The organism is Paraburkholderia sp. BCC1886 (assembly GCF_900996245.1).
Lineage (GTDB): Bacteria > Pseudomonadota > Gammaproteobacteria > Burkholderiales > Burkholderiaceae > Paraburkholderia.
On the sequence record NZ_CAAJGK010000074.1, the window covers coordinates 69,510 to 90,740 of the forward strand.

At 64.3% G+C, this 21,231-nt stretch carries 16 protein-coding genes and 1 pseudogene; 12 read left to right on the top strand and 5 right to left on the bottom strand.

The window, feature by feature from the left end; all coding sequences use genetic code 11:
- Window positions 1–27 precede the first annotated feature (27 nt).
- The 4 genes from FQ746_RS24915 to FQ746_RS24930 all read left to right on the top strand — a co-directional run bounded on the left by FQ746_RS24915 (window position 28) and on the right by FQ746_RS24930 (window position 3,322).
- Window positions 28–765: a glutathione S-transferase gene (locus FQ746_RS24915; RefSeq protein ID WP_144112405.1), complete on the top strand. Its 738-nt coding sequence runs from the start codon at window positions 28–30 to the stop codon at window positions 763–765.
- Between the two features lie 54 nt (window positions 766–819).
- On the top strand, window positions 820–2,553 hold the full coding sequence (locus tag FQ746_RS24920) for a ClcB-like voltage-gated chloride channel protein (RefSeq protein ID WP_144112407.1): 1,734 nt from the start codon (window positions 820–822) through the stop codon (window positions 2,551–2,553).
- A gap of 190 nt (window positions 2,554–2,743) precedes the next feature.
- Window positions 2,744–2,998, top strand: coding sequence for a hypothetical protein (locus FQ746_RS24925; RefSeq protein ID WP_144112409.1), 255 nt, complete (start codon window positions 2,744–2,746; stop codon window positions 2,996–2,998).
- 93 nt (window positions 2,999–3,091) lie between these two features.
- Window positions 3,092–3,322 (top strand): DUF2795 domain-containing protein, encoded by a 231-nt coding sequence (locus tag FQ746_RS24930; protein ID WP_144112411.1) that lies wholly within the window; start codon window positions 3,092–3,094, stop codon window positions 3,320–3,322.
- 203 nt (window positions 3,323–3,525) lie between these two features.
- Here FQ746_RS24930 and FQ746_RS24935 read toward each other — a convergent pair.
- A pseudogene (locus FQ746_RS24935) lies at window positions 3,526–4,405 on the bottom strand (LysR family transcriptional regulator); the annotation flags it as partial.
- Between the two features lie 261 nt (window positions 4,406–4,666).
- On the opposite strand from FQ746_RS24935, the gene FQ746_RS24940 reads away from it, so the two are divergent.
- The gene (locus FQ746_RS24940; RefSeq protein ID WP_144112415.1) at window positions 4,667–4,879 is read left to right on the top strand and encodes a hypothetical protein; all 213 of its coding nucleotides are present in this window, start codon (window positions 4,667–4,669) and stop codon (window positions 4,877–4,879) included.
- A 21-nt stretch (window positions 4,880–4,900) separates the two neighbouring features.
- Here FQ746_RS24940 and FQ746_RS24945 read toward each other — a convergent pair whose 3' ends face one another.
- Window positions 4,901–5,524 carry a TetR/AcrR family transcriptional regulator gene (locus FQ746_RS24945; RefSeq protein WP_144112417.1) on the bottom strand — a complete coding sequence of 208 codons (624 nt, stop codon included), beginning with the start codon at window positions 5,522–5,524 and terminating at the stop codon, window positions 4,901–4,903.
- Window positions 5,525–5,805: 281 nt separating this feature from the next.
- Between FQ746_RS24945 and FQ746_RS24950 the strand changes: the two genes are divergently transcribed.
- From FQ746_RS24950 to FQ746_RS24960, 3 genes are read left to right on the top strand one after another with little or no spacing between them, the layout of a single operon-like run.
- Window positions 5,806–6,891, top strand: coding sequence for an efflux RND transporter periplasmic adaptor subunit (locus FQ746_RS24950; RefSeq protein WP_144112762.1), 1,086 nt, complete (start codon window positions 5,806–5,808; stop codon window positions 6,889–6,891).
- The gene (locus tag FQ746_RS24955) at window positions 6,888–10,019 is read left to right on the top strand and encodes an efflux RND transporter permease subunit (RefSeq protein ID WP_144112419.1); all 3,132 of its coding nucleotides are present in this window, start codon (window positions 6,888–6,890) and stop codon (window positions 10,017–10,019) included. The genes FQ746_RS24950 and FQ746_RS24955 overlap by 4 nt, the downstream gene beginning before the upstream one ends.
- A 4-nt stretch (window positions 10,020–10,023) precedes the next feature.
- The gene (locus FQ746_RS24960; protein WP_144112421.1) at window positions 10,024–11,592 is read left to right on the top strand and encodes an efflux transporter outer membrane subunit; all 1,569 of its coding nucleotides are present in this window, start codon (window positions 10,024–10,026) and stop codon (window positions 11,590–11,592) included.
- On the opposite strand, the gene FQ746_RS24965 is transcribed toward FQ746_RS24960, so the two are convergent.
- Window positions 11,555–12,433, bottom strand: coding sequence for a lipid A biosynthesis lauroyl acyltransferase (locus tag FQ746_RS24965; RefSeq protein WP_144112423.1), 879 nt, complete (start codon window positions 12,431–12,433; stop codon window positions 11,555–11,557). The two genes, FQ746_RS24960 and FQ746_RS24965, sit on opposite strands and share 38 nt — an antisense overlap.
- A gap of 400 nt (window positions 12,434–12,833) precedes the next feature.
- On the bottom strand, window positions 12,834–15,332 hold the full coding sequence (locus FQ746_RS24970) for a penicillin-binding protein 1A (RefSeq protein WP_144112425.1): 2,499 nt from the start codon (window positions 15,330–15,332) through the stop codon (window positions 12,834–12,836).
- 457 nt (window positions 15,333–15,789) lie between these two features.
- Between FQ746_RS24970 and FQ746_RS24975 the strand changes: the two genes are divergently transcribed.
- The 3 genes from FQ746_RS24975 to FQ746_RS24985 all read left to right on the top strand — a co-directional run bounded on the left by FQ746_RS24975 (window position 15,790) and on the right by FQ746_RS24985 (window position 18,748).
- Complete coding sequence (locus tag FQ746_RS24975; RefSeq protein ID WP_144112427.1) at window positions 15,790–16,404, top strand: hypothetical protein; 615 nt, start codon at window positions 15,790–15,792, stop codon at window positions 16,402–16,404.
- Between the two features lie 366 nt (window positions 16,405–16,770).
- On the top strand, window positions 16,771–17,451 hold the full coding sequence (locus FQ746_RS24980) for a PspA/IM30 family protein (RefSeq protein WP_144112429.1): 681 nt from the start codon (window positions 16,771–16,773) through the stop codon (window positions 17,449–17,451).
- Window positions 17,452–17,536: 85 nt separating this feature from the next.
- Entirely contained in the window at window positions 17,537–18,748 is a 1,212-nt protein-coding gene (locus FQ746_RS24985; protein WP_144112431.1) for a tetratricopeptide repeat protein, read from the top strand.
- Between the two features lie 75 nt (window positions 18,749–18,823).
- Here the strand turns inward: FQ746_RS24985 and FQ746_RS24990 are convergent, their stop codons facing one another.
- Window positions 18,824–19,519 carry a TetR family transcriptional regulator gene (locus tag FQ746_RS24990; protein ID WP_144112433.1) on the bottom strand — a complete coding sequence of 232 codons (696 nt, stop codon included), beginning with the start codon at window positions 19,517–19,519 and terminating at the stop codon, window positions 18,824–18,826.
- A 182-nt stretch (window positions 19,520–19,701) separates the two neighbouring features.
- On the opposite strand from FQ746_RS24990, the gene FQ746_RS24995 reads away from it, so the two are divergent.
- Entirely contained in the window at window positions 19,702–21,189 is a 1,488-nt protein-coding gene (locus FQ746_RS24995; RefSeq protein WP_144112435.1) for a flavin-containing monooxygenase, read from the top strand.
- The last annotated feature ends 42 nt before the right edge of the window (window positions 21,190–21,231 follow it).

The following is a 21,231-nucleotide window of genomic DNA, read 5'->3' on the forward strand; positions in this document are numbered from 1 at the left end:
TGAATCAACCGGAATGAGGATCGATCGATGAGTTTCGAACTTTACTATTGGGACGGCCTGCAAGGCCGCGGTGAATTCGTCCGGCTCGCGCTGGAAGAAGCCGGCGCCGATTACGTGGAAGTCGCCCGCGGCAAGAAGTCGGACGGCCTCGGCACCGCCGCGATGATGGCGCTGATGAACAGCCCCGACGAGCCGCATCCGCCCTTCGCGCCACCGTTCCTGAAAGACGGCGATCTGATCGTCGCGCAGACCGCCAACATCCTGTTCTATCTCGGGCCGAAGCTGAAACTGGCCCCACGCGACGAAGGCCTGCGCTTCGTCGCGAACGGTCTGCAACTGACGATTGCCGATGTGGTCACCGAAGCGCACGACACGCACCATCCGCTCGCCAGCGGTCTGTACTACGAGGATCAGAAAGCCGCGGCAAAAACGCGCGCGCACGACTTCATCGACAATCGCATTCCGAAGTTCATGGGCTACTTCGAACGCGTGCTGAGACAGAACCCGGCTGGCGACCACTTTCTGGTGGGCGATGCGCTGAGCTACGTCGACCTGTCGATGTTCCAGCTGATCGACGGCCTGTTCTACGCGTTCCCACGCGCGCTAGAGCGTTTCGGCGAACATTACCCGCGCCTCGCCGCGCTGCACGACGCCGTAATCGAACGGCCGAACATTGCTGCGTATCTGGAATCCGACCGGCGCCTCGCGCACAACGAGGCGTGCATCTTCCGGCACTACCCGGAACTCGACAAGGCGGCGAGCTGACCCACGCGGTCTTCTCATCTCATCTTTTCAACACTCAACCACCGCCCTGCCGACGTGCTTTCATTTCTGCTGAAACTGCGCACCCGCGCTCAAATGCTGTTCCGGCTGTCCGAGGCCCACACCATGCTGGTCTGGTCGGTGGTCGTGGGCATCGCCGGCGCGCTCGCGACCATCGTGTTCCGCGAGTGCATCGCGTTGCTGCAACTGGCGGCGGTGGGCAAGTCCGGCGGTTTCGTCGAAATGGCGCGCAGTCTGCCGTGGACGATCCGCGTGTGGATGCCTGCCGCTGGCGGCCTGATCGCCGGCTGCTTCCTGCTGATCGCGCAGCGCTACGCCGCGGGCGCGAATCACATCGACTACATGGAGGCGGTGGCGATCGGCGACGGCGTGGTGCCCGTGAAGCTCAGCTTGTGGCGCAGCGTGTCGTCGCTCTTCACGATTTCGAGCGGCGGCTCGATCGGCCGCGAAGGTCCGATGGTGCAACTGGCCGCGCTCGCCGCGTCGCTGATCGGACGCTGGGTCAACTTCGATCCGCCGCGGCTGCGTCTGCTGGTGGCGTGCGGAGCGGCAGCCGGGATTACCTCGGCGTATAGCGCGCCTATCGCGGGCGCGTTCTTCGTGACGGAAATCGTGCTCGGCTCGATCGCGATGGAGAGTTTCGGGCCGGTGGTGGTGTCGGCGGTGGTGGCCAACATCACGATGCGCGAGTTTGCCGGTTATAAGCCGCCGTATGAAATGCCGGTGTTTCCACCCGTCGCGGGCGTCGAAGTGCTGCTATTCGTCGCGCTCGGCGTGCTGTGCGGCGCCGCCGCGCCGCAGTTCCTGCGTCTACTCGACGTCTCGAAAGCGGGTTTCCGCCGGCTGCCGCTGCCGTTGCCTGTCCGGCTCGCGCTCGGCGGGCTGGTGGTCGGCGTGCTGTCCGTGTGGACGCCGGAGGTGTGGGGCAACGGCTATAGCGTCGTCAACTCGATCCTGCATTCACCGTGGACGTGGAGCGCGCTCGTCCTCGTGCTGCTGTTCAAGCTGGTCGCAACGGCCGCGACCGCCGGGTCGGGGGCAATCGGCGGGGTGTTCACGCCGACGCTGTTCGTCGGCGCGGTGGTCGGCTGCCTGTTCGGTCAGGGCATGCACGCCCTGTGGCCGCACGGCACCTCGGCGCCGTTCGCGTACGCGATGGTCGGCATGGGCGCGTTTCTCGCCGGCGCGACCCAGGCGCCGCTGATGGCCATCCTGATGATCTTCGAGATGACGCTCAGCTACCAGGTCGTGTTGCCGCTGATGCTGTCGTGCGTGGTCGCGTATTTCGTGTCGCGCGCGATAGGCAAGACCTCGATGTACGAGATCACGCTGCATCGCAATCAGGAAGAACAGGAGCGCACGCGTCTGCGCGCCACGCAAATGCGCGAGCTGATCCGTCCGGCGCAAACCGTGGTGCCGCCCAACGCCAGCGTGCAGGAGATGACGCGGGTGTTTCTGGAGTATCCGGTGAAGTATCTGTATGTCGCGAACGCGTCGGGCGCGTTTCTCGGCGTGGTCGCGCTGAAGGACATCACGTCGGATCTGCTCGAAAAACGCGATACGGCGGCGAAAACCGCCGCCGACTATCTACAGCCGCATTTCGACGTGCTGACGCCCGATATGTCGCTCGGCGTTGCGCTCCAGCACTTCATGGCGTTTCAGGGCGAGCGCTTGCCGGTCATAGAAAGTGCCGCGCATCCGACGCTCGCCGGTGTGGTGTACAAAACTTCGCTGCTCGACGCGTATTTCCGGATGAATCCGGGCCGCTAGACTCGACCGGCCTGTGCGCCAGGGTTTGTAGGCGCATTGCAGGGTTTGCCGCCTATCATGCAGAGCACGGTGCCGGCGAGCGGCGCGCCGGCCGGCGCGTGGCTCGCAGCGTCCCGTCATGGACTTCGGCACGGGCGCGGCACAGCGCTTGCTGTACCCTTAGCGCCGCATGTGCCTAGGAGGTCGGGCGATGAAAACCTCGACGCTGTTGATCATGGTCACCCTGTCTGCTTCGTGTTTTGCCGCGCCGGTTCGCACCGCGCCGGACAACCGCCTTGCCGACAGCCTCGCCGAAAGCGTCAACGCCGCACCGGTCGCGCCAGCCGCGCCCGACGTCGCGGCTACCGCCGACGACAGTCCGCAGCAGTGGCTGCACATCGCCCTCCCCAAGTCGCGACATCCGGAGCGAAACACGATGAGCCAGCACGAACATTTGCAGACCTGACGGGATGCCGACGGCGTGCTTCTCGCGCTGTCTCGTGTGTTGGCTTGCCTTCGCCGTGCACTAATACCGCTTTCTATCTACAGGAGTGTTTGCATGACCGCATCGGCTATTCCCGGCGAATCCATTGACCTGCAGATTGCCGATCTGCTCGGCGAAGTTCAGTTTCCCGCCAACAAAGACGCGCTGGTAGACGCCGCCCGCGAAGCAGGCGCGGCCAATGAAGTGGTGGCCATGCTCGACGGGCTGCCTGAGCAGGATTATCCGGACGTTCAATCGGTCACGCGGCTGGTGGGCGGCAATCTCGGACCGGGTGTGGCAGGTTGATTGGCGGGCTGAGTCGAGCGCTGTCTCGATGCTTCTGCGCTAAAGCGACGAGGACATCAGACTCGCCGCCCGTGCGACCGGCATCCTCGCCGGTATCTGCACGGCTGGCAGACCGCTAACTAAAGCCGGCGCCTCTTCAACCCGGCGCGTCATTGGAGGCATCGAAAGAGGCATCGAAAGCGCTGCCGGCTCGGCGATTGCCTGAAAGTGCGCAACGAGATGATCGATGAACGTGCGCACCTTGGCCGGCAAATGCAGCCGGCTTGGATAGGCGATAGTGACTTCGATCTGCGGCAACCGATACCCTTCCAGCAAGGGCACCAGCCGACCCGCAGCCAGATCGCGGTCGATCAGATAACTCGGCAGTATCCCCACTCCCATTCCCAGCAGCGCGAACTGCCGCAACATTTCCGTGTTGTTCGCGCCGATCGCGTTGGTCGGTCGCACGCGCACCTCTCCTTGCGGTCCCGTGAAAACCCGTTCGTCGCCACCGTGCTCGGGAGGCCGGCTCAAACAGGGATGCGCGAGTAGATCCGCGGGATGTTGCGGCGTGCCGTGCCGGGCCAGATAAGCCGGCGTCGCGCAGACCGTCATCTGACCGGTGGTGAGGCGTCGCGTGACGATGCTGGCGCTGCGCATCTGCTGCGCGATGATGATGCCGACGTCGAAACCCTCTTCGACCAGATCGACCTGACGATCCGCGAGCGTGACATCCGGCACGACGTCCGGGTAGCGCACTGCATACGATTGCACCACGGCAGCAAGGCTATGCAATCCGAACACGACCGGCGCCACGATCCGCAACGTGCCCACCGGTTCGTGATTGCGCGCCACGACCATCTGCTCGACGCCTTCGAGGTCGTCCAGAATGTGCCGCACCCGCTCCAGATAAGTCGACCCCGCCTCGGTCAACGATAGACGGCGGGTGGTGCGATTGAGCAGACGCGTGCCGAGCCGTGCTTCGAGATCGGCAACATGGCGCGTGACGACCGCCGTGGAAAGGTCCAACGCCCCCGCCGCGCCGACGAAGCTGCCCAGGTCGGCGACCTTGACGAACACGCGCATCGATTGCAACTGATTCATGGGGCGACTCCTGCCTCGGTGACGCCGGGCGGCCGGCGCGGCCGATTGCCGGCGCCGGCTTCAGGCCGCTGCGCAAGGCGCGCGCGGACTGACCCAACGAATCGATTGTAGCGAGCCGATCATGTCTGAACACTGACCTGAAAATGACAATCGCGTCACTTTTACAAGCGCGCGGTTTGTGGTGAAGAAACGGGGAATTGTTTTGTCCTAGGTATAAACCCTTAGATGCTGGTAACATAGCGCCCGAAAGGAACCTATGCCATGACACCTCGTTTTCAGCTTTACGAAAAAATCGCGTTTTCTCTGGTCTGCTGGTCGGCCGCCGCCTGCTCGACGTTCATCGCCTACGAGCGCTGCCCGGATATCAGAGTGGTCTTGCACGTGGGAGAGAAAGTGCTGCGCGAGAGCGGACAATATTCGTTCGTTTGCGCGACACCCGTTGCAGATGCCTGCGCGCAGTTGCCGATCAACTGATCGATCGGTTCAGCCTCAAATTTAGTCCGACGTCCCGCGCCCGAACACCACGCGCGCGAAAAACCCTGCCAGCACCGTCTCCGCCATCTCTGCGGAGACGTTCTGCGGATCGACCGTGTAGAAGAACTGCACGCCGTCGCACAAGCTCATCAAGCCCATCGCGAGCGTCGGTGCCGATAACGGCATTGGCGTGCCGACCCGCTCCGAAAATTCCAGAATGTATTCGCTCAGCTGCTCGAGTTTTTCGTGCATGAACGCGTTGAAACGCGGTCGGAACCGGCCGTCGCGCACCGCCAGCAGCTTCGCCTCGACCCACAGCAAAAAGCACTTGTTCTCGCAGTGATACCGGCTGTAATAGCGCAGCACATGCGCTTCCATTTCCTCGCGCGTACTCGCGCTTTCGAAGATCGAACGCAACTCCGCCTGCATCGCCTCGTGATCGCGCCGCAGTAGTTCGAGAAACAATTCGTTCTTGCCGCGAAAGTTCGAATAGAACGCTCCGCGCGTATAGCCCGCCGCTCCGGCGATGTCTTCGACACTCGCCGCGACATAGCCTTTCTTCATGAAGATCGCCTGCGCGGCATCGAGCAGACGCTGCCGCGTCTGGTCTTTGCTCTGCTCGCGAGTAAGTCGTTGCCGTTTCATGCGCGTGAGTCTAGCACCGAAAAGAATTCCAATTCACTCGTACATTGAAATACAGGTGTGTATTAGAATGCACGAAAACATCCAAAGTCGGAGACGTATGCGAAATGCATGATCCGGCGGCATGTCTTAACTGGCGGGCCACTGCGGCTTGCCGCGTTCGTTCGCTGTCTCCCGTCGGAGTAAATGTGAAGCGTCCCGGTTCTCCTGCATCGCCCAGATCACAGCCGCAGTTTTCGCATCGAACAGGTCCGACGAGTCTGCGCCGCTTGCCACTCGTTGTCATGCTGGCCTGCACCATCGCCTTCGCCGCGTGCTCGAAGAAGGAAAGCGTGGCGACCGAGCCGAGGCCGGTCGTCGCCGTCGCCGTTCATGCGGACACGGGCGCACTGCCCGCCGCGTCGTTGCCCGGTGACGTGCAGGCGCGCTATGTCACCACGCTGTCGTTTCGCGTCGGCGGCAAGATCGTCGAGCGGCATGTGCGGCTCGGCGACGTCGTCAAAAGCGGCCAGATTCTCGCCCGCCTCGACCCCGCGGATTCGCAGAAGAATGCCGCCAGCGCCCAGGCGCAATACGCCGCCGCGCAGCACAGCCTGGTCTACGCGAAACAGCAGCTCGAGCGCGACCAGGCGCAGGCGCGAGAAAACCTGATCGCACCCGCGCAACTCGAACAGACCACCAACACCTACGCGTCCGCGCTCGCGCAGCGCGATCAGGCCGCGCAACAAGCCGCGCTGTCGGGCGACCAGTTGCGCTACACGACGCTCGCCGCCGACCACGCCGGCGTGATCACCGCCGAGCAGGCCGACACCGGGCAGAACGTTTCGGCCGGCCAGGCCGTCTACAGCCTCGCGTGGAGCGGCGACATCGACGTGGTCTGCGACGTGCCGGAAAGCGCGCTGGCCACGCTGTCGGTCGGCCAGAGCGCGAAGGTCACGCTGGCCGCGCTGCCGGGCCGCAGTTTCACGGCGCGCGTGCGCGAACTGTCGCCCGCCGCCGATCCGCAAAGCCGGACCTATCGCGCGAAGCTCACTCTGGAGAATCCCGGCCCCGACGTGCGCCTTGGCATGACCGCCGACGTCGCGCTGTCGGGTGCGCCCGCCGCCGCCGACGCGCCGCGCCCGTTCACGGTGCCGGCGACGGCGCTGTTCCACGACGGCAACCAGCCCGCCGTCTGGATCGTGCGGCCCACGGACAACCTGCTGGAACTGCGCCGCGTCACGGTCACGCGTTACAACGAACGCACGATCGTAATCAGCGCGGGCCTCAAGGACGGCGAGCGTGTCGTGCTGCAAGGCGTGCATACGGTGAGCGCCGGCGAGCACGTGCGCGCCATCGCGCCGCTGCATCCGGAGGATTTCGCTTCATGAGCACGCCCCACGAAGAGGGACGCTTCAACCTGTCCGCATGGGCGCTGCGTCATCAGGCACTGGTCGTTTTTCTGATCGCGCTGTCGACCGTCTTCGGCATCCTCGCGTACACGCGTCTCGCGCAATCCGAGGACCCGCCCTTCACGTTCCGCGTGATGGTGATCCGCACGTTCTGGCCCGGCGCAACCGCGCGTCAGATGCAGGAACAGGTAACCGACCGCATCGGCCGCACACTGCAGGAAACCCCGGCCGTCGATTTCGTGCGCAGCTATTCGCGCCCCGGCGAATCGATGATGTTCTTCACGATGAAAGACTCGGCGCCGGTCAAGGACGTGCCCGAAACCTGGTACCAGGTGCGCAAGAAAGTCGGCGACATTGCCGCGACGCTGCCGCAGGGTATCCAGGGACCGTTCTTCAACGACGAATTCGGCGACGTCTACACCAACATCTACACGCTCGAAGGCGACGGCTTTTCGCCAGCGCAACTGCACGACTACGCGGACCAGTTGCGCACGGTGCTGCTGCGTGTGCCCGGCGTCGGCAAGGTCGATTATTTCGGCGATCCGGACCAGCACATCTACATCGAAATCGCCAATACGCAACTCACCCGGCTCGGCATCTCGCCGCAGCAACTGGGACAGGCCATCAATGCGCAGAACAGCGTCTCGCAGGCCGGCACGCTGACCACCACGGACGATCGCGTGTTCGTGCGTCCGAGCGGCCAGTTCAAGGACGTCGCGGCGCTCGCCGACACGCTCATCCGCATCAACAACCGCTCGTTTCGTCTCGGCGATATCGCAACCATCAAGCGCGGTTACGACGACCCGGTCGCCACGCAAATGCGCTCGGGCGGCCACGCGGTGCTCGGCATCGGCGTGACGATGCAGACCGGCGGCGACGTGATCCGTCTGGGCAAGGCGCTCGACCAGCAGATGGTGTCGCTGCGCGCGGCGCTGCCCGCCGGTCTCATGCTGGTCCAGGTCTCGAGCATGCCGAACGCAGTCGCACACTCGGTCGACGATTTTCTGGAAGCCGTGGCTGAAGCCGTCGCCATCGTGCTGGTCGTCAGTCTCGTATCGCTCGGCGTGCGCACGGGTATGGTGGTGGTAATCTCGATTCCGGTCGTGCTCGCCGTGACGGCGCTGTGCATGTATCTGTTCGATATCGGTTTGCACAAGGTCTCGCTCGGCACGCTGGTGCTCGCGCTCGGCCTGCTGGTGGACGACGCGATCATCGCGGTGGAAATGATGGCGGTGAAACTGGAGCAAGGCTGGAACCGCACGAGCGCCGCGGCGTTCGCGTACACCAGCACGGCGTTTCCGATGCTGACCGGCACGCTCGTCACCGTGTCCGGTTTCCTGCCGATCGCACTCGCCAAATCGAGCACCGGCGAATACACGCGCTCGATCTTCGAAGTCTCCGCCATCGCGCTGATCGCATCGTGGCTCGCGGCGGTCGTGCTGATACCGCTGCTCGGCTATCACCTGCTGCCCGAACGCAAACGTCAGGCGCACGAAGCGCATCTGCCCGAAGATCACGAGCATGATATTTACGACACGCGTTTCTATCGGCGCCTGCGTGGCTGGATCGGCTGGTGTATCGAGCGGCGCTTCGTGGTGCTGGCCATTACGGTCGTGCTGTTCGTCCTGGCCATGGCGGGCTTCGGTCTGGTGCCGCAACAGTTTTTCCCGAGTTCGGACCGGCCCGAACTGCTCGTCGATGTGCGTCTGCCCGAAGGCGCGTCGTTCGACGCGACCCTGCGCGAGTCGAAGCGGCTCGAACAGGCGCTAATCGGCCGCCCGGAAATCGATCATACGGTCGACTTCGTGGGCACCGGCGCGCCGCGTTTCTACCTGCCGCTCGATCAGCAGATGCCGCAGCCCAATTTCGCGCAATTCGTGATTACGGCGAAGTCGGTGAAGGATCGCGAAAAGCTCGCGCAGTGGCTCGAACCCGAATTGCGCGAGCACTTCCCCGCTATCCGCACGCGGCTGTCGCGGCTCGAGAACGGACCGCCGGTCGGCTATCCGGTGCAGTTTCGCGTGAGCGGCGACGACATCGCGACGGTGCGCGGCATCGCCGAGCGCGTGGCCGCGACGATGCGCGCCGATCACGGCACCCGCAACGTGCAATTCGACTGGGACGAACCGGCCGAGCGCTCGGTGCGCTTCGAGGTCGATCAGAAGAAAGCGCGCGAACTGGGCGTCGGCTCCGACGACATCTCCAGCTTCCTCGCGATGACACTGTCGGGCTACACGGTCACGCAGTATCGCGAACGCGACAAGCTGATCAGCGTCGACCTGCGCGCCCCGAAGGCCGAGCGCGTCGACCCGGCGCATCTCGTCACGCTGGCCATGCCGACGCCCAATGGTCCGGTGCCGCTCGGCACGCTCGGCCATCTGCGCGACGACCTCGAATACGGCGTGATCTGGGAACGCGACCGGCAGCCTACGCTCACCGTGCAGTCCGACGTCGCGGCCGGCGCTCAAGGCATCGACGTGACGAAGACAGTGGATAACGCGCTGGCTCCGATCCGCGCGACGCTGCCGGTGGGCTACCGCATTGAAATCGGCGGATCGGTGGAGGAAAGCGGCAAGGGCCAGACGTCGATCAACGCGCAGATTCCCATCATGATCGTCGCCGTGCTGACGCTGCTGATGATCCAGTTGCAAAGCCTCGCCCGCGTGCTGATGGTCGTGTTGACGGCGCCGCTCGGTCTGATCGGCGTGGTGCTCACGCTGCTGCTGTTCGGGCAGCCGTTCGGCTTCGTCGCGATGCTCGGCGTCATTGCGATGTTCGGCATCATCATGCGCAACTCGGTGATTCTGGTCGACCAGATCGAACAGGACATCGCGGCCGGGCATCGGCGTTTCGACGCGATCGTCGGCGCGACGGTGCGACGCTTCCGGCCGATCACGCTGACCGCCGCGGCCGCCGTGCTCGCGCTCATTCCGCTGCTGCGCTCGAATTTCTTCGGCCCGATGGCCACCGCGCTGATGGGCGGCATTACGAGCGCGACGATCCTCACGCTGTTCTATCTGCCGGCGCTTTATGCCGCCTCGTTCCGGGTGCGCAGTGACGAGCGCGAAGCGCCCGCGAGTGGCAACGCAACGCACACGGGGAATTGAGATCATGGCCACTTCTGCTCTGACCCGGCATCTACGGCATACGCTTGCCGGCAGCGCGGCGCTGACGCTTGCCGCCTGCTCGTTCGGACCGAACGGTGAGCCGCCGGCCATGCCGCAACCGGCCCACTACGGCGCCGAAACTCAACCGTCGCAAACCGTCGCCGCTCGAGGCGTCGCCCAGCAATTCGTCACTGGGGCGAAGCCGGTGCCCGACTGGTGGAAGCTGTACCGCTCGGACGCGCTGAACGCGCTGGTGGACGAAGGACTACGCAACAGCCCGACGCTCGCCGCCACGGACAAAAGCCTCGCCGCCGCACGCGAACAGTTGCGCGCGCAGGTCGGCAGTTCGCTGTTGCCGAGCGTCGACCTCGCCGGTCAGGCAACGCGCAATCGCGCGCTGGCGATTCCCGAGATCGGTTCGAACACGTATCTCTACAACATTTTCGTCGGGCAACTGGAGGCGAAGTACACCATCGATCTGTTCGGCGCGGCGCGTCTGGGCGATGTCGCGCTGGCCGCGCGAGTCGACGTGCAGGCTTATCAGTTCGATGCGGCGCGGCGTGCGCTGGCGGCGAATATCGTCACGTCAGCGCTCACGAGCGCCGCGCTGAAAGCGCAGATCGAGACGACGCAACGGCTCGTCGTGCTCGCTAACGACCAGGCGCGCGACATCCAGCGGCGTTATGAACTGGGTGCGCTCTCGCACGCCGATCTGTTGAACGCGCAGCAAAGCGCGGCGAGTGTGGCGGCGGGTCTGCCCGGCTTGCAGCAGCAATGGCTGACGACGCGGCATGCATTGGCGGTGTTGCTCGGGCGCACACCGGACGCCGCGCCGGACGATCTCGACCTCGCCCAACTGACGGTGCCCGCGCAGGTGCCGGTGGTGGTGCCGTCGGAATTGCTGCGCGCCCGGCCAGACATCCAGGCGGCGGACGCCGGCCTGAAGGCCGCAGCGGCCGAGGTCGGCGTCGCCACGGCGCAAATGTATCCGAGCCTGTCGCTGAGCGCATCGATGGGACAAGGCGGCTTTAGCTGGCCGCTGGCGTTGTCGGGCGCGGGCGCCATCTGGAGCATCGGCGCGTCGCTGTCGCAGCCGCTTTTTCACGGCGGTGCGCTGGTGGCGCAGCGGCGCGCGGCCCTCGACACATACGACGCCGCAGTGTCGCAATACCGGCAGACCGTGCTGGCCGCGTTCCAGAACGTCGCCGATACGCTGGCGGCCTTGCAGCACGATGCAGAGGCGCTGGATGCGGCGAACGTCGCCGCACGCTCGGCGCGCGGAATTTTCGACGAGACGTCGGCGCGGTATCGGCTGGGCGCCGTGCCGGCGGCCTCGACGCGTTCGAGCGAACAGCAGTTCCGCAACGCGCAACTCGACGAGATCCGTTATACGGGCGCCCGTTTGACCGATACGGCCGCGCTGTTTCAGGCGATGGGCAATCCGCCGCCGGGCTCCCCCAATTCGCCTGGCTCGCCCGATCCGGTCAACTCGCCCGACACGACGAGCCAGGCGCCGGCCAATACCGCAACGCCGCTCAATACACCCCAGCCTCGCCCGCCGGCCGATTCTTGAAGCGTTTGTGCACCCAGTAATACTGGTCGGGCATCCGCCTGACCTGCGTCTCGAGAAACTCGGTCAGCCGGCGGGCATCGACCGTCGGATCGGCGGAAGGAAAGTCGCTGAGCGGTTCGAAGATGCTGAGCTTGTAGCCGCGATAATCCGGCAGCACTTCCGTCACGAACGGCACCACGCGTGCGTTGCACGCAGCGGCCATTCGCGAGACCGAGGTCAGCGTGCAGGCCGGCACGCCGAAGAACGGCACGAACACGGAGTCGCGCAGACCGAAGTCCATGTCGGCGGCCAGCATCACCGGCTTGCCTTCGCGCAGCACACGCAGGATGCGCCGCACGCTGTCGCTGCGCGGAATCATCTCGGTCCCGAAGCGCGCGCGCTGACGCTTCGCCATCCCGTCGATCAACCGGTTCGACATCGGCGTGTAGAGCGATGCGACCGGATGCCGCGTCGAATACATCATGCAGCCCGCCTCGATACCGACGAAATGGAAGCCGACGAAAATCGTCGCATGCGACTGCATGTCCGACAGATCGATCGCGCTTTCCACTTCCACCAGACGCTCGAGCGAGCGCGCATTGCCATACCACTGCGTGCCGCGCTCGACGTAACTGCGGATGACGTGGCAGAAGTGCGCACGCGCGAGGCGCTCGCGCGCTTCATCGCTCATGTCGGGAAAACACAGCTTGAGATTGGTATGCACGACGCTGCGACGCCGGCCCGGAATCCGGTACAACCAGGCGCCGACCACCATGCCGATGCGCGCGACGACGCCGTAGGGCAGAAAAGCGAAAAGGCGTAACAGCCCAGTCATCAGGAAGATGAGGATTCGATTTTTCAAAGAGAAAGACCCGGTGGATGCTCGATGGCAAACACGCCGGCCGCCGCAGCCGCGATGACTGGGAATGACCGGTGTGGCGTGCGCGCGCGTCAACCGGGTCTCGCGCTGCGCATGATGAGATGTGCGCCCTGCTCGCGGCATGGCGCAGTGTTGCTCGAGGCCGATTCCCATGAAGAACCGGGCGTCCGTTAGGACCCAAAAGAAAGCAGCACCGGGCGAGATTAAAGCACACTCGGTGGCTCGGGCACACAATCTGCTGTCGCAGCCGCCCGCGAAAATTGCCGCAGCGGCAGGCTGCCGCGGGCTGCTCAGGACATAAGCGGAAATTAAAAAGACGCGTGATGGACGCGTCTGATTGTCCGGCGTTCGCGCATCGGGCGATGCGCGAACGCTTCCTGCATCAAGGCTTGTTCGACTCGAACAGGTCCATGATCTGCTGCTTCTCGTTGGTCGATACGCTCGGCGGCGGCACGGCCGGCGGCGTCATGCCGGCAGGCCCGACGCCACCCACCGCATCGCTCGCGCCGGCTGTCGGGTTCGCCGAATCCAGCCCGATGCTGGCAACGAAGCCGTTGCCCGGCGTCATGTCGGTATAGAACATTTCGCCGTCGACCGAGGTCACGCCTTCCGGCTGCGCCGGCTCGGCTTGCGGTACGCCGCGCAACGCGCGCTGCATGTACTCGACCCAGATCGGCAACGCGAGTTGCGCGCCGAATTCGCGGCTGCCGAGCGTCTTCGGCTGGTCGTAACCCATCCACGCCACCGCCACCAGCGACTGCTGATAGCCGGCGAACCAGCCGTCCTTCGCGTCGTTGGTGGTACCCGTCTTGCCCTGCAAGTCCGAGCGGTGCAGCACATTGGTGCCCGAACCCGTTCCGCCCGTCGCGACCGAATGCAGCAGGCTGTTCATGATGTAGGCGTTACGCGGTTCGAGCGTGCGCGGGGCGTCGCGGCCGGCCGTCAGCGGCTGCGCCTTCGACAGCGGCTCACCGCGAGCGTCGGTCACTTCGCTGATCAGATACGGGTTGATGCGATAGCCGCCGTTGGCGAACACCGAATACGCGCCCGCCGATTGCAGCGGCGTCACGAGACCGGCGCCGAGCGCCATCGGCAGATACGGCGGCGTCTTGTCGGCGTCGAAACCGAAGCGTTGCGTGACGAAGTCCTGCGCGTACTTGGTGCCGATGAACGACAGGATGCGGATGGACACCAGGTTCTTCGACTTCTGCAGCGCGAGACGCATCGGCATCGGACCGTCCGGCTGGTCGTCGTCCTTCGGCTCCCAGGCGTCGCCGCCCGGCGTGCTCGGCGGGAAATACAGCGGCGCGTCGTTGATGATGGTGGCCGGTCCGAGGCCCTTGTCGAGCGCGGCCGAATAGATGAACGGCTTGAAGCTCGAACCCGGCTGACGCCACGCCTGGGTCACGTGATTGAACTTGTTCTTGTTGAAGTCGAAGCCGCCCACCAGCGCGCGAATCGCGCCGTCCTGCGGCGTGAGCGACACCAGCGCGCCTTCTACTTGCGGAAGCTGGGTGATCTGCCAGTTGTCCCTGGCATCGGCCACCACACGCACGATCGAACCCGGCTTGATTTTCAGCGCGGCACTGGCGCGCGTGCTCAACGCGCCGGCCACGAAGCGCAAGCCCTCGCCGCTAATCGTGAGTTGCGTGCCGTCCACGAGTTGCGCCTTCACCTGCTTCGGGCTCACGTCGGTCACCACCGCGGCGATGATCTCGCCGTTGTCCGGATGATCGGTCAGTGCGTCGTCGATAGTCTGATCGCGGTCGTCGCCCGCTGCGGGCAATTGCACGAAGCCTTCCGGTCCGCGATAGCCATGGCGCCGCTCGTAGTCCATCACGCCCTTGCGCACGGCGTCGTACGCGGCGTCCTGATCGGCGGAGTCGATCGTGGTCGTCACGTTCAGACCACGCGTGTAGGTTTCGTCCTTGTATTGCGCATACATCATCTGCCGGACCATTTCGGCGATGTACTCGGCGTGCACGCTGTATTCGTTGCCCGGGTTCTTCGTGTGGATCTCTTCCTTCACCGCCTGATCGTACTGATCCTGGCTGATGTATCTGAGCTCGAGCATGCGCTTCAGGATGTATTCCTGACGGATCTTCGCGCGCTTCGGATTGACCACCGGGTTGTAAGCGGACGGCGCTTTCGGCAGGCCCGCGAGCATCGCCGCTTCAGCAAGAGAAATGTCTTTCAGATCCTTGCCGAAGTACACGCGTGCAGCGGAGGCGAAACCATACGCCCGCTCGCCCAGATAAATCTGGTTCATGTACAGCTCGAGAATCTGGTCTTTCGTTAGCGCCCGCTCGATCTTGTAGGCGAGCAACATTTCGTAGACCTTGCGCGTGTAGGTCTTCTCGCTCGACAGGAAGAAGTTGCGCGCGACCTGCATGGTGATCGTGCTCGCACCCTGCGACGCGCCGCCGTGCGCCAAGTCGGCGAAACCGGCCCGCAGGATGCCCACGAAGTCGACGCCGCCGTGCTCGTAGAAGCGATAGTCTTCAATCGCGAGCACGGCTTTTTTCATCTGGTCGGGAATGTCCTGGAAGCGTGCGAGGCTGCGCCGCTCTTCACCGAATTCGCCGATCAGCACGTGGTCGGCGGTATAGATTCGCAGCGGCACTTTCGGACGGTAGTCGGTCAGTGCGTCGAGCGACGGCAGTTGCGGACCCATCACCACGAGCGCATAGCCGACGATCAGCGCGCCCACTACGGCGAGCGTGCCAATGAGACTCGCGAACCAGATGACGAGCGTTGCGCCGAACGAGCGCCGCTGCGGCTCGCCGCGGTCACGGTCGTTGCGTCCTGGACTGCGTTGGTAGGAATCCCGGTCTTCGCCAGCGGGAGAATTGGAAGAATGCGGTCGTTTGATGATTGGCATGACTGGAGTAGTGGGCGCGTGACTGAACGCCTGTCTGCGCGCGCTCCTGGCGCACGCTTGGAATCGTGATCGACGAGACGACCTGCGACGCAAACCACCGCGCGGCCTGTTGCCCCCGGCCAGCCGCACGGCACGCCTGAGACAGTGTCCGGCGCAACGTAACAGCGCATTTTAAAGAAATCAAGCGCGGTCCAAGTTAGTTTTTTTGTAAGAATTCCCTCCGTGCGGGGCGTTGGCAGACGGTCATGGTCAATTGCTACGATCTTGGCCGCTCATCAGGCCGCGTCTGGAGTTATCCCCAGAAAATGTTCACAGCCCTGTGGACAAGCACGCCGAAAGCAAGACAACTCGTTGATGTCACGGGATTTTCACGCGGCGCACGTTCCGCGCCGACGCAACTCGTCATATCATGGGCAAGCGCGTCGAAGCGCCCATGCCAAATGTATGCGAGCCGACCATGAACAAGCCCAGCGAACGCATCGTCGTATTCGTCTCGACCGCGCAGAAGCGCGCGATTTCCGCTACAGCAGAGAAGATGGGCATCAGCGTCAGCGAATTGATGCGGCGGGCGGTACTGAGCTTCGGGGCGACCAGCGAGCAGGTCAAAGCCGCGAGTATCGTCGACCGTTTGCACGCCCCACGCGCGCCCGACGCGCTGGACGCGGCGCTGCAACGGGTCGCGCGCGGCACGCGCTACGCCAGGGCCGCGCTGCCGCCTTCATTACAATCACGGCCAACGCCTGCCGCCGGCGACGACGCGAACGCGGTACCGACCGCGTCGATAAGCGCTGGTGAATCTGCCACGCCAGCTTCACCTCCCCCTCCGCCCTTACTACCCGCCGACGTGCTGGCCGCCCTCACATCGACCGATGACGAAGATGCCATCGCCATCGCCGAAGCGGTCGCACGCGTGGCCAGAGCCGAAGCAGCCGCCTCCGTGCAGGCCAGCGCCACACCGGCCGACACGCAGGGCCATCTCCTCAGTGTCTTCAAGCGTCCGCGGCTCGACAACCGCAGCGAGCCTGACGATCCACAAAGCGATCCCAGCACCGAAGGCGGACATTTCGCGTGACCGTCGTGTCACTTTTGCGGCACTTTTGCGTCACCTCCGCGCCGCCCTTGCAGGTCCGCGCTGCCGCTCGCGCAGCGCTTGCTTCATCCCACCCTTTAAGGCGTTTTTAAGAGAGTGCGTGGTGTAATATCCGCCGGCTACGCTGTGGCCCGCTGCATGCTTGTCCGTCGGCGTGACGGGCGACAGTCGGCGGCAATTGCAATGTCCGGATGCAACAATTCATGACATGGCTATTGCAATCGGCTGGTGCGCCCCGACCTCCGGTCCGACGTTGCGCAGCTTGCTGCGCGGCGGCGTACAGTAGCGGTTCAAAGCAGTTCAGTGCGCGGGACGACTCAGCGCCGATTACATTCTCTGGAGGTTTTCATGTCCCTTTTTGACAGCATTTCGCGCACGCTCAAAGGTCTTCTGAACGACGCAGCCGATTCGGTGCAAGACCCGTCGCGCGACTCGCGCCAGATCGTCCGCGAACTGGACGAGAGCATTGCCAAGGCCGAGAACTCGCTGATCGAGATTCAGGCCCAGGTGGCCACGCAGCAAAGCAAGCGCGACGTCGCCGCCGACAAGGCGAAGAAATACGAAGACGGCGCTAAACGCGCGCTGCAATCCGGCGACGAAACCCTCGCGCGCGAAGCGCTCGGCGCGCAGGCAACGGCCGAAGCCGAACGCGACGCGCTGGCCAAAGAGCTCACCACGCTCGAACCGTCGGTCGCCCAGTTGAAGAGCCAGATCGAAGACATGCGCAGCCGTCGCAACGATCTGAACGCCCGCTCGAACATCCTGCAAGCCAAGCAGCAGATCGCCCAGGCGAAGGATGTCGCGGCCACCGCATTGGGCGGGATCGGCGGCAAAAACCTGTCGGAAGATTTCCAGAAGCTGGAAGACAAGGTCGCGTTGTCCAATGCACGGTCGGATGCGCGTCTGAATTCGGCCGACGTCAAAAGCGGCAAGGCGCTCGACGACAAGCTGGCCGATCTGAACCGCGGTCCGTCCGTCGACGACCGGCTCGAAGCATTGAAGAAGCAGCTGAACACACCGGCGCAGTAATTCGCCCGGCAGCAGTACATACCGGCGGCCTCCCCGGCCGCCGGAATCGACTGAAGGAGACGGGTGCCATGCGCCCGGCCCGAACATGAAAAAATTTCTCGCAGCAGCGTTCGCCTCCCTGCTGTTCGTGTCGGTCGCGGCCTTCGCCGTGCCGACCGTTCAGCAGATCGAATCCGCGATGTCGCAAGGCAACTGGCAGGAAGCCGATGCCGGCCTGAGCGAAGTCATCAAGGCGCATCCGAACAATGCGCGCGCGCACTACCTGTACAGCCAGGTGCTCGATCGCGAAGGCCGCTCCGCCGAAGCGCTCGCCCAGGTGCAACAGGCCAAGACGCTCGATCCGCAAATCCGCTTTACCGACCCGAGCCGTTTCGCGCAGACCGAAGCGCGCATTCGTAAAGATGCGGAACGCGCGGGCGGCAACACCACCAGCCGCGCGCCGAATCCGTTCGCGCAACAGAATGCGCCGGCGGCGCAACAGCAATCGGCCATCGTGTCGCAAGCAGCCCAGGCTCCGCAGCGACATGGTCCGGGTATGGGCATGTGGATCGGCATCATCGTGCTGATCGGCGTGATTGCGCTGGTGCTGCGCTGGACCTTGCGACGCGCCCGCACCCAGGACGACTCGCGTGCCGACGACGATCGCCGCGTACAACTCAAGCGCGCCACCGAGATGCTCAACACCGTGCGTTCGCTCAAGCTCGATGTGAAGCTCTCCACCGTGCAAGGACATGAAGCGCTGGAGAAAGAAGTCGAAGCAACCGAAGACACGTTGCGCGGCCTCGTCGAATCCCTGTCGAACAGCAAGAACCCGGTGCCGCCGTATCAACTCGACGAACTCGAGCAGCGTATCGGCAGTCTGCGGGCGCGCGCCGATGGCCGGCCCGATCCGTATGCCGCATCGGCCACCTCGGCGGCACCCGCGAGCCAGCAATCGCCTTACGCGCAGGAGGCCGAGCGCTTCGGTTATCCGCCGCAAGCGCCCTATCCGCCGCAAGGTCCGTATCAGCAACAGCCGCAGGTCATCGTGCAGCAAGGCGGTGGTGGCTTTGGCGGCGGCATGGGCGGTCTGCTGACCGGCGTGCTGCTCGGCGAAGCGCTGAACTCGGGCCGCGATCGCGTGGTGGAACGTGACGTGATCGTCGACGACGAAACGCGCCGCCGCGGCAACGACGGCGGCAACGGCAACGACGGCAGCCTCGACTTCGGTCAGGGTTCGAACGACTGGAACGACAACAGCGGCGGCGGCGTCGACATGGGCAGCAACGACGACTCCGGTGGCTGGAGCGATACGTGAACGTCACGCGTCAAGCCAGTCAGAAGCACTTAACGAAACAGGCTCCGTTCATCACGGAGCCTGTTTTTTTCATGATCAACCCGGTGTTCGTTCGCGAACCGGCTCATGCTGCGCCAGCATGATCGAACCCGCGAACAGCCGCACGATGAAGCGCTCCGCGTAAGCGACCAGCGCCTCGCGCCGCGCTTCGTCGGCGTCGATATACTCGGCCGACAGATGGAACAGTTGCAGCACGATCTGCGTGCAGACTTCGTCGACTGTTTCGCGCGCCAGCGTCGGCATCAATTCGAGTTGCACGACGTCGTCGGCCATCTCCGCCGACACCTCGTGCAGGTTCGCGCGCACCGCCTCGCGCAAGGCGGGCGACGTGCCGTGATACTCGGCGAGCGCGCTCAAAAAACCATCCCGATTGTCGAGCGCAAAGGCGAAGAACGCGATGCACGCGCGCCGCGGCACGCTCAACGGTTCGTCGTGCGCGGCGAGCCAGCGCTCGCGTCGCAACATCGGCCGCAGCCGCTGACTGACCGACTCGACCGCTTCGCGCGCGAGCGCATCGAGCGTATCGAAGTGCCGATAAAACGTGTTGGGATTCAACCCCGCCTCACGCGCGATCTCGCGCAAACCAAGGCTCGCGAAGCTGCGCCCGCCGGCGGTCAACCGCAATGCGGCCTCGATGAGCTTGCGCTTGCCGGCCGGCACTTCGGCCGCGGGAGCAACTGCGGCAACATGGCCACGGTCGGCGGCTAAGGCCGCGTCGGGTGAGGATTTCATGAGCAGTCGATCAAGGCGCGTCAGGCGGGTTTAATAGCGGTACTCTAAACGATCTTGACGAGCAGTGTACAGTTGTCTACTCTGCGCATGTTACCAGGTAGACAGATGTAGACGACCGGCCACGACCGGCGCCACTGTCACTATTGCGTGAACCCGTCGACTACATACCGGAGACCACCGTCATGTCCGCCTCGCCCGCTCCTTTTGCCGCACCACGCATCGCCATTGTCGGGAGCGGCTTTGCGGGCATCGGCATGGCCATCCGTCTGCTGCAGATGGGCATCACGTCCTTCGCCGTTTATGAAGAAGCCGCCGATATCGGCGGCACGTGGCGCGACAACACTTACCCCGGCGCGGCCTGCGACGTGCCATCGCATCTCTATTCGTTTTCGTTCGAACCGAATCCGACGTGGTCGCGCGCGTTCGGCGGCCAGGCGGAAATTCTCGATTATCTGAAGCACTGCGCGCGCAAATACGGCGTGGATCGCTACGTGCGCTGCAAGGCGCGCGTGGCCGCCGCGCGCTTCGACGAGACGCGTCAGATCTGGCAAGTGGATATCGACGTGGACGGTGTGCGCAAACGCATCGAAACCGATATCGTGATTGCCGCAAGCGGTCCGCTCTCGCGACCGGCCATGCCGCAGATTGCCGGGCTCGACCGTTTCGAAGGCAAGCTGTTTCACTCGGCGCGCTGGGACCATGCGTATCCGCTCGAAGGCAAACGCGTCGCGGTGGTCGGCACCGGTGCGAGCGCGATTCAGTTCGTGCCGCAAATCCAGCCCCGCGTCGCGCAACTCGACCTGTTCCAGCGCACTGCGCCGTGGATCATGCCCAAGCCGAACAAGCCGGTCGGCGATCGCTCGCACTGGCTGTTCCGGCATCTGCCCTTCACGCAGCGCCTCGTGCGCAACAAGATCTACTGGCAACTCGAAGCGCGCGCCATTGCCTTCGTGGTCAATCCCAAACTGATGAAACTGCCGATGAAATTCGGCCTGAGCTATCTCGAACGACGCGTGAAAGACCCCGCGCTACGGGCAAAGCTCACACCGAATTACCGGCTTGGCTGCAAGCGCGTGCTGCTCTCGAGCGACTACTACCCCGCGCTGACTCAACCGAACGTCGACGTCGTGACGACCGGCATCCGCGAGGTGGTGGCCGACGGCATCGTCACCGACGACGGGCGGCATCATCAGGCCGATGCGATCATCTGCGGCACGGGGTTTCAGGTCAACGACGTGGGCGCGCCGTTCGACGTGATCGGCATAGACGGCGCGGACCTCGGCGCCATGTGGCTGCGCGACGGACCCGAAGCGTACCTCGGCACCAGCGTCGCGAACTTCCCGAATTTCTTCATGATCGTCGGCCCGAACACAGGCCTCGGTCACAACTCAATGATCTACATGATCGAGTCGCAAGTGCAATACATCGCCGAATGTCTGCGCCTGTTGCGCAAGCGCGGCGCTCGCACGATGAATCTGCGGCCCGACGTCCAGCGCGACTTCAACGAACGTTTGCAGAAAGAGATGCAGCACTCGGTCTGGGTGAGCGGCTGTCATAGCTGGTATCAGACGAAGAGCGGCAAGGTCACGGCGCTCTGGCCAGGATTCACGTTCAGCTTCCGCAAACGCACCCGGCGCGTGCGGCCGCACGATTACCGGTTCGCGCCTTGAAAACGCCGGCCGTCTGAAGCGGGCCCGCAGGCAGGCACGCAG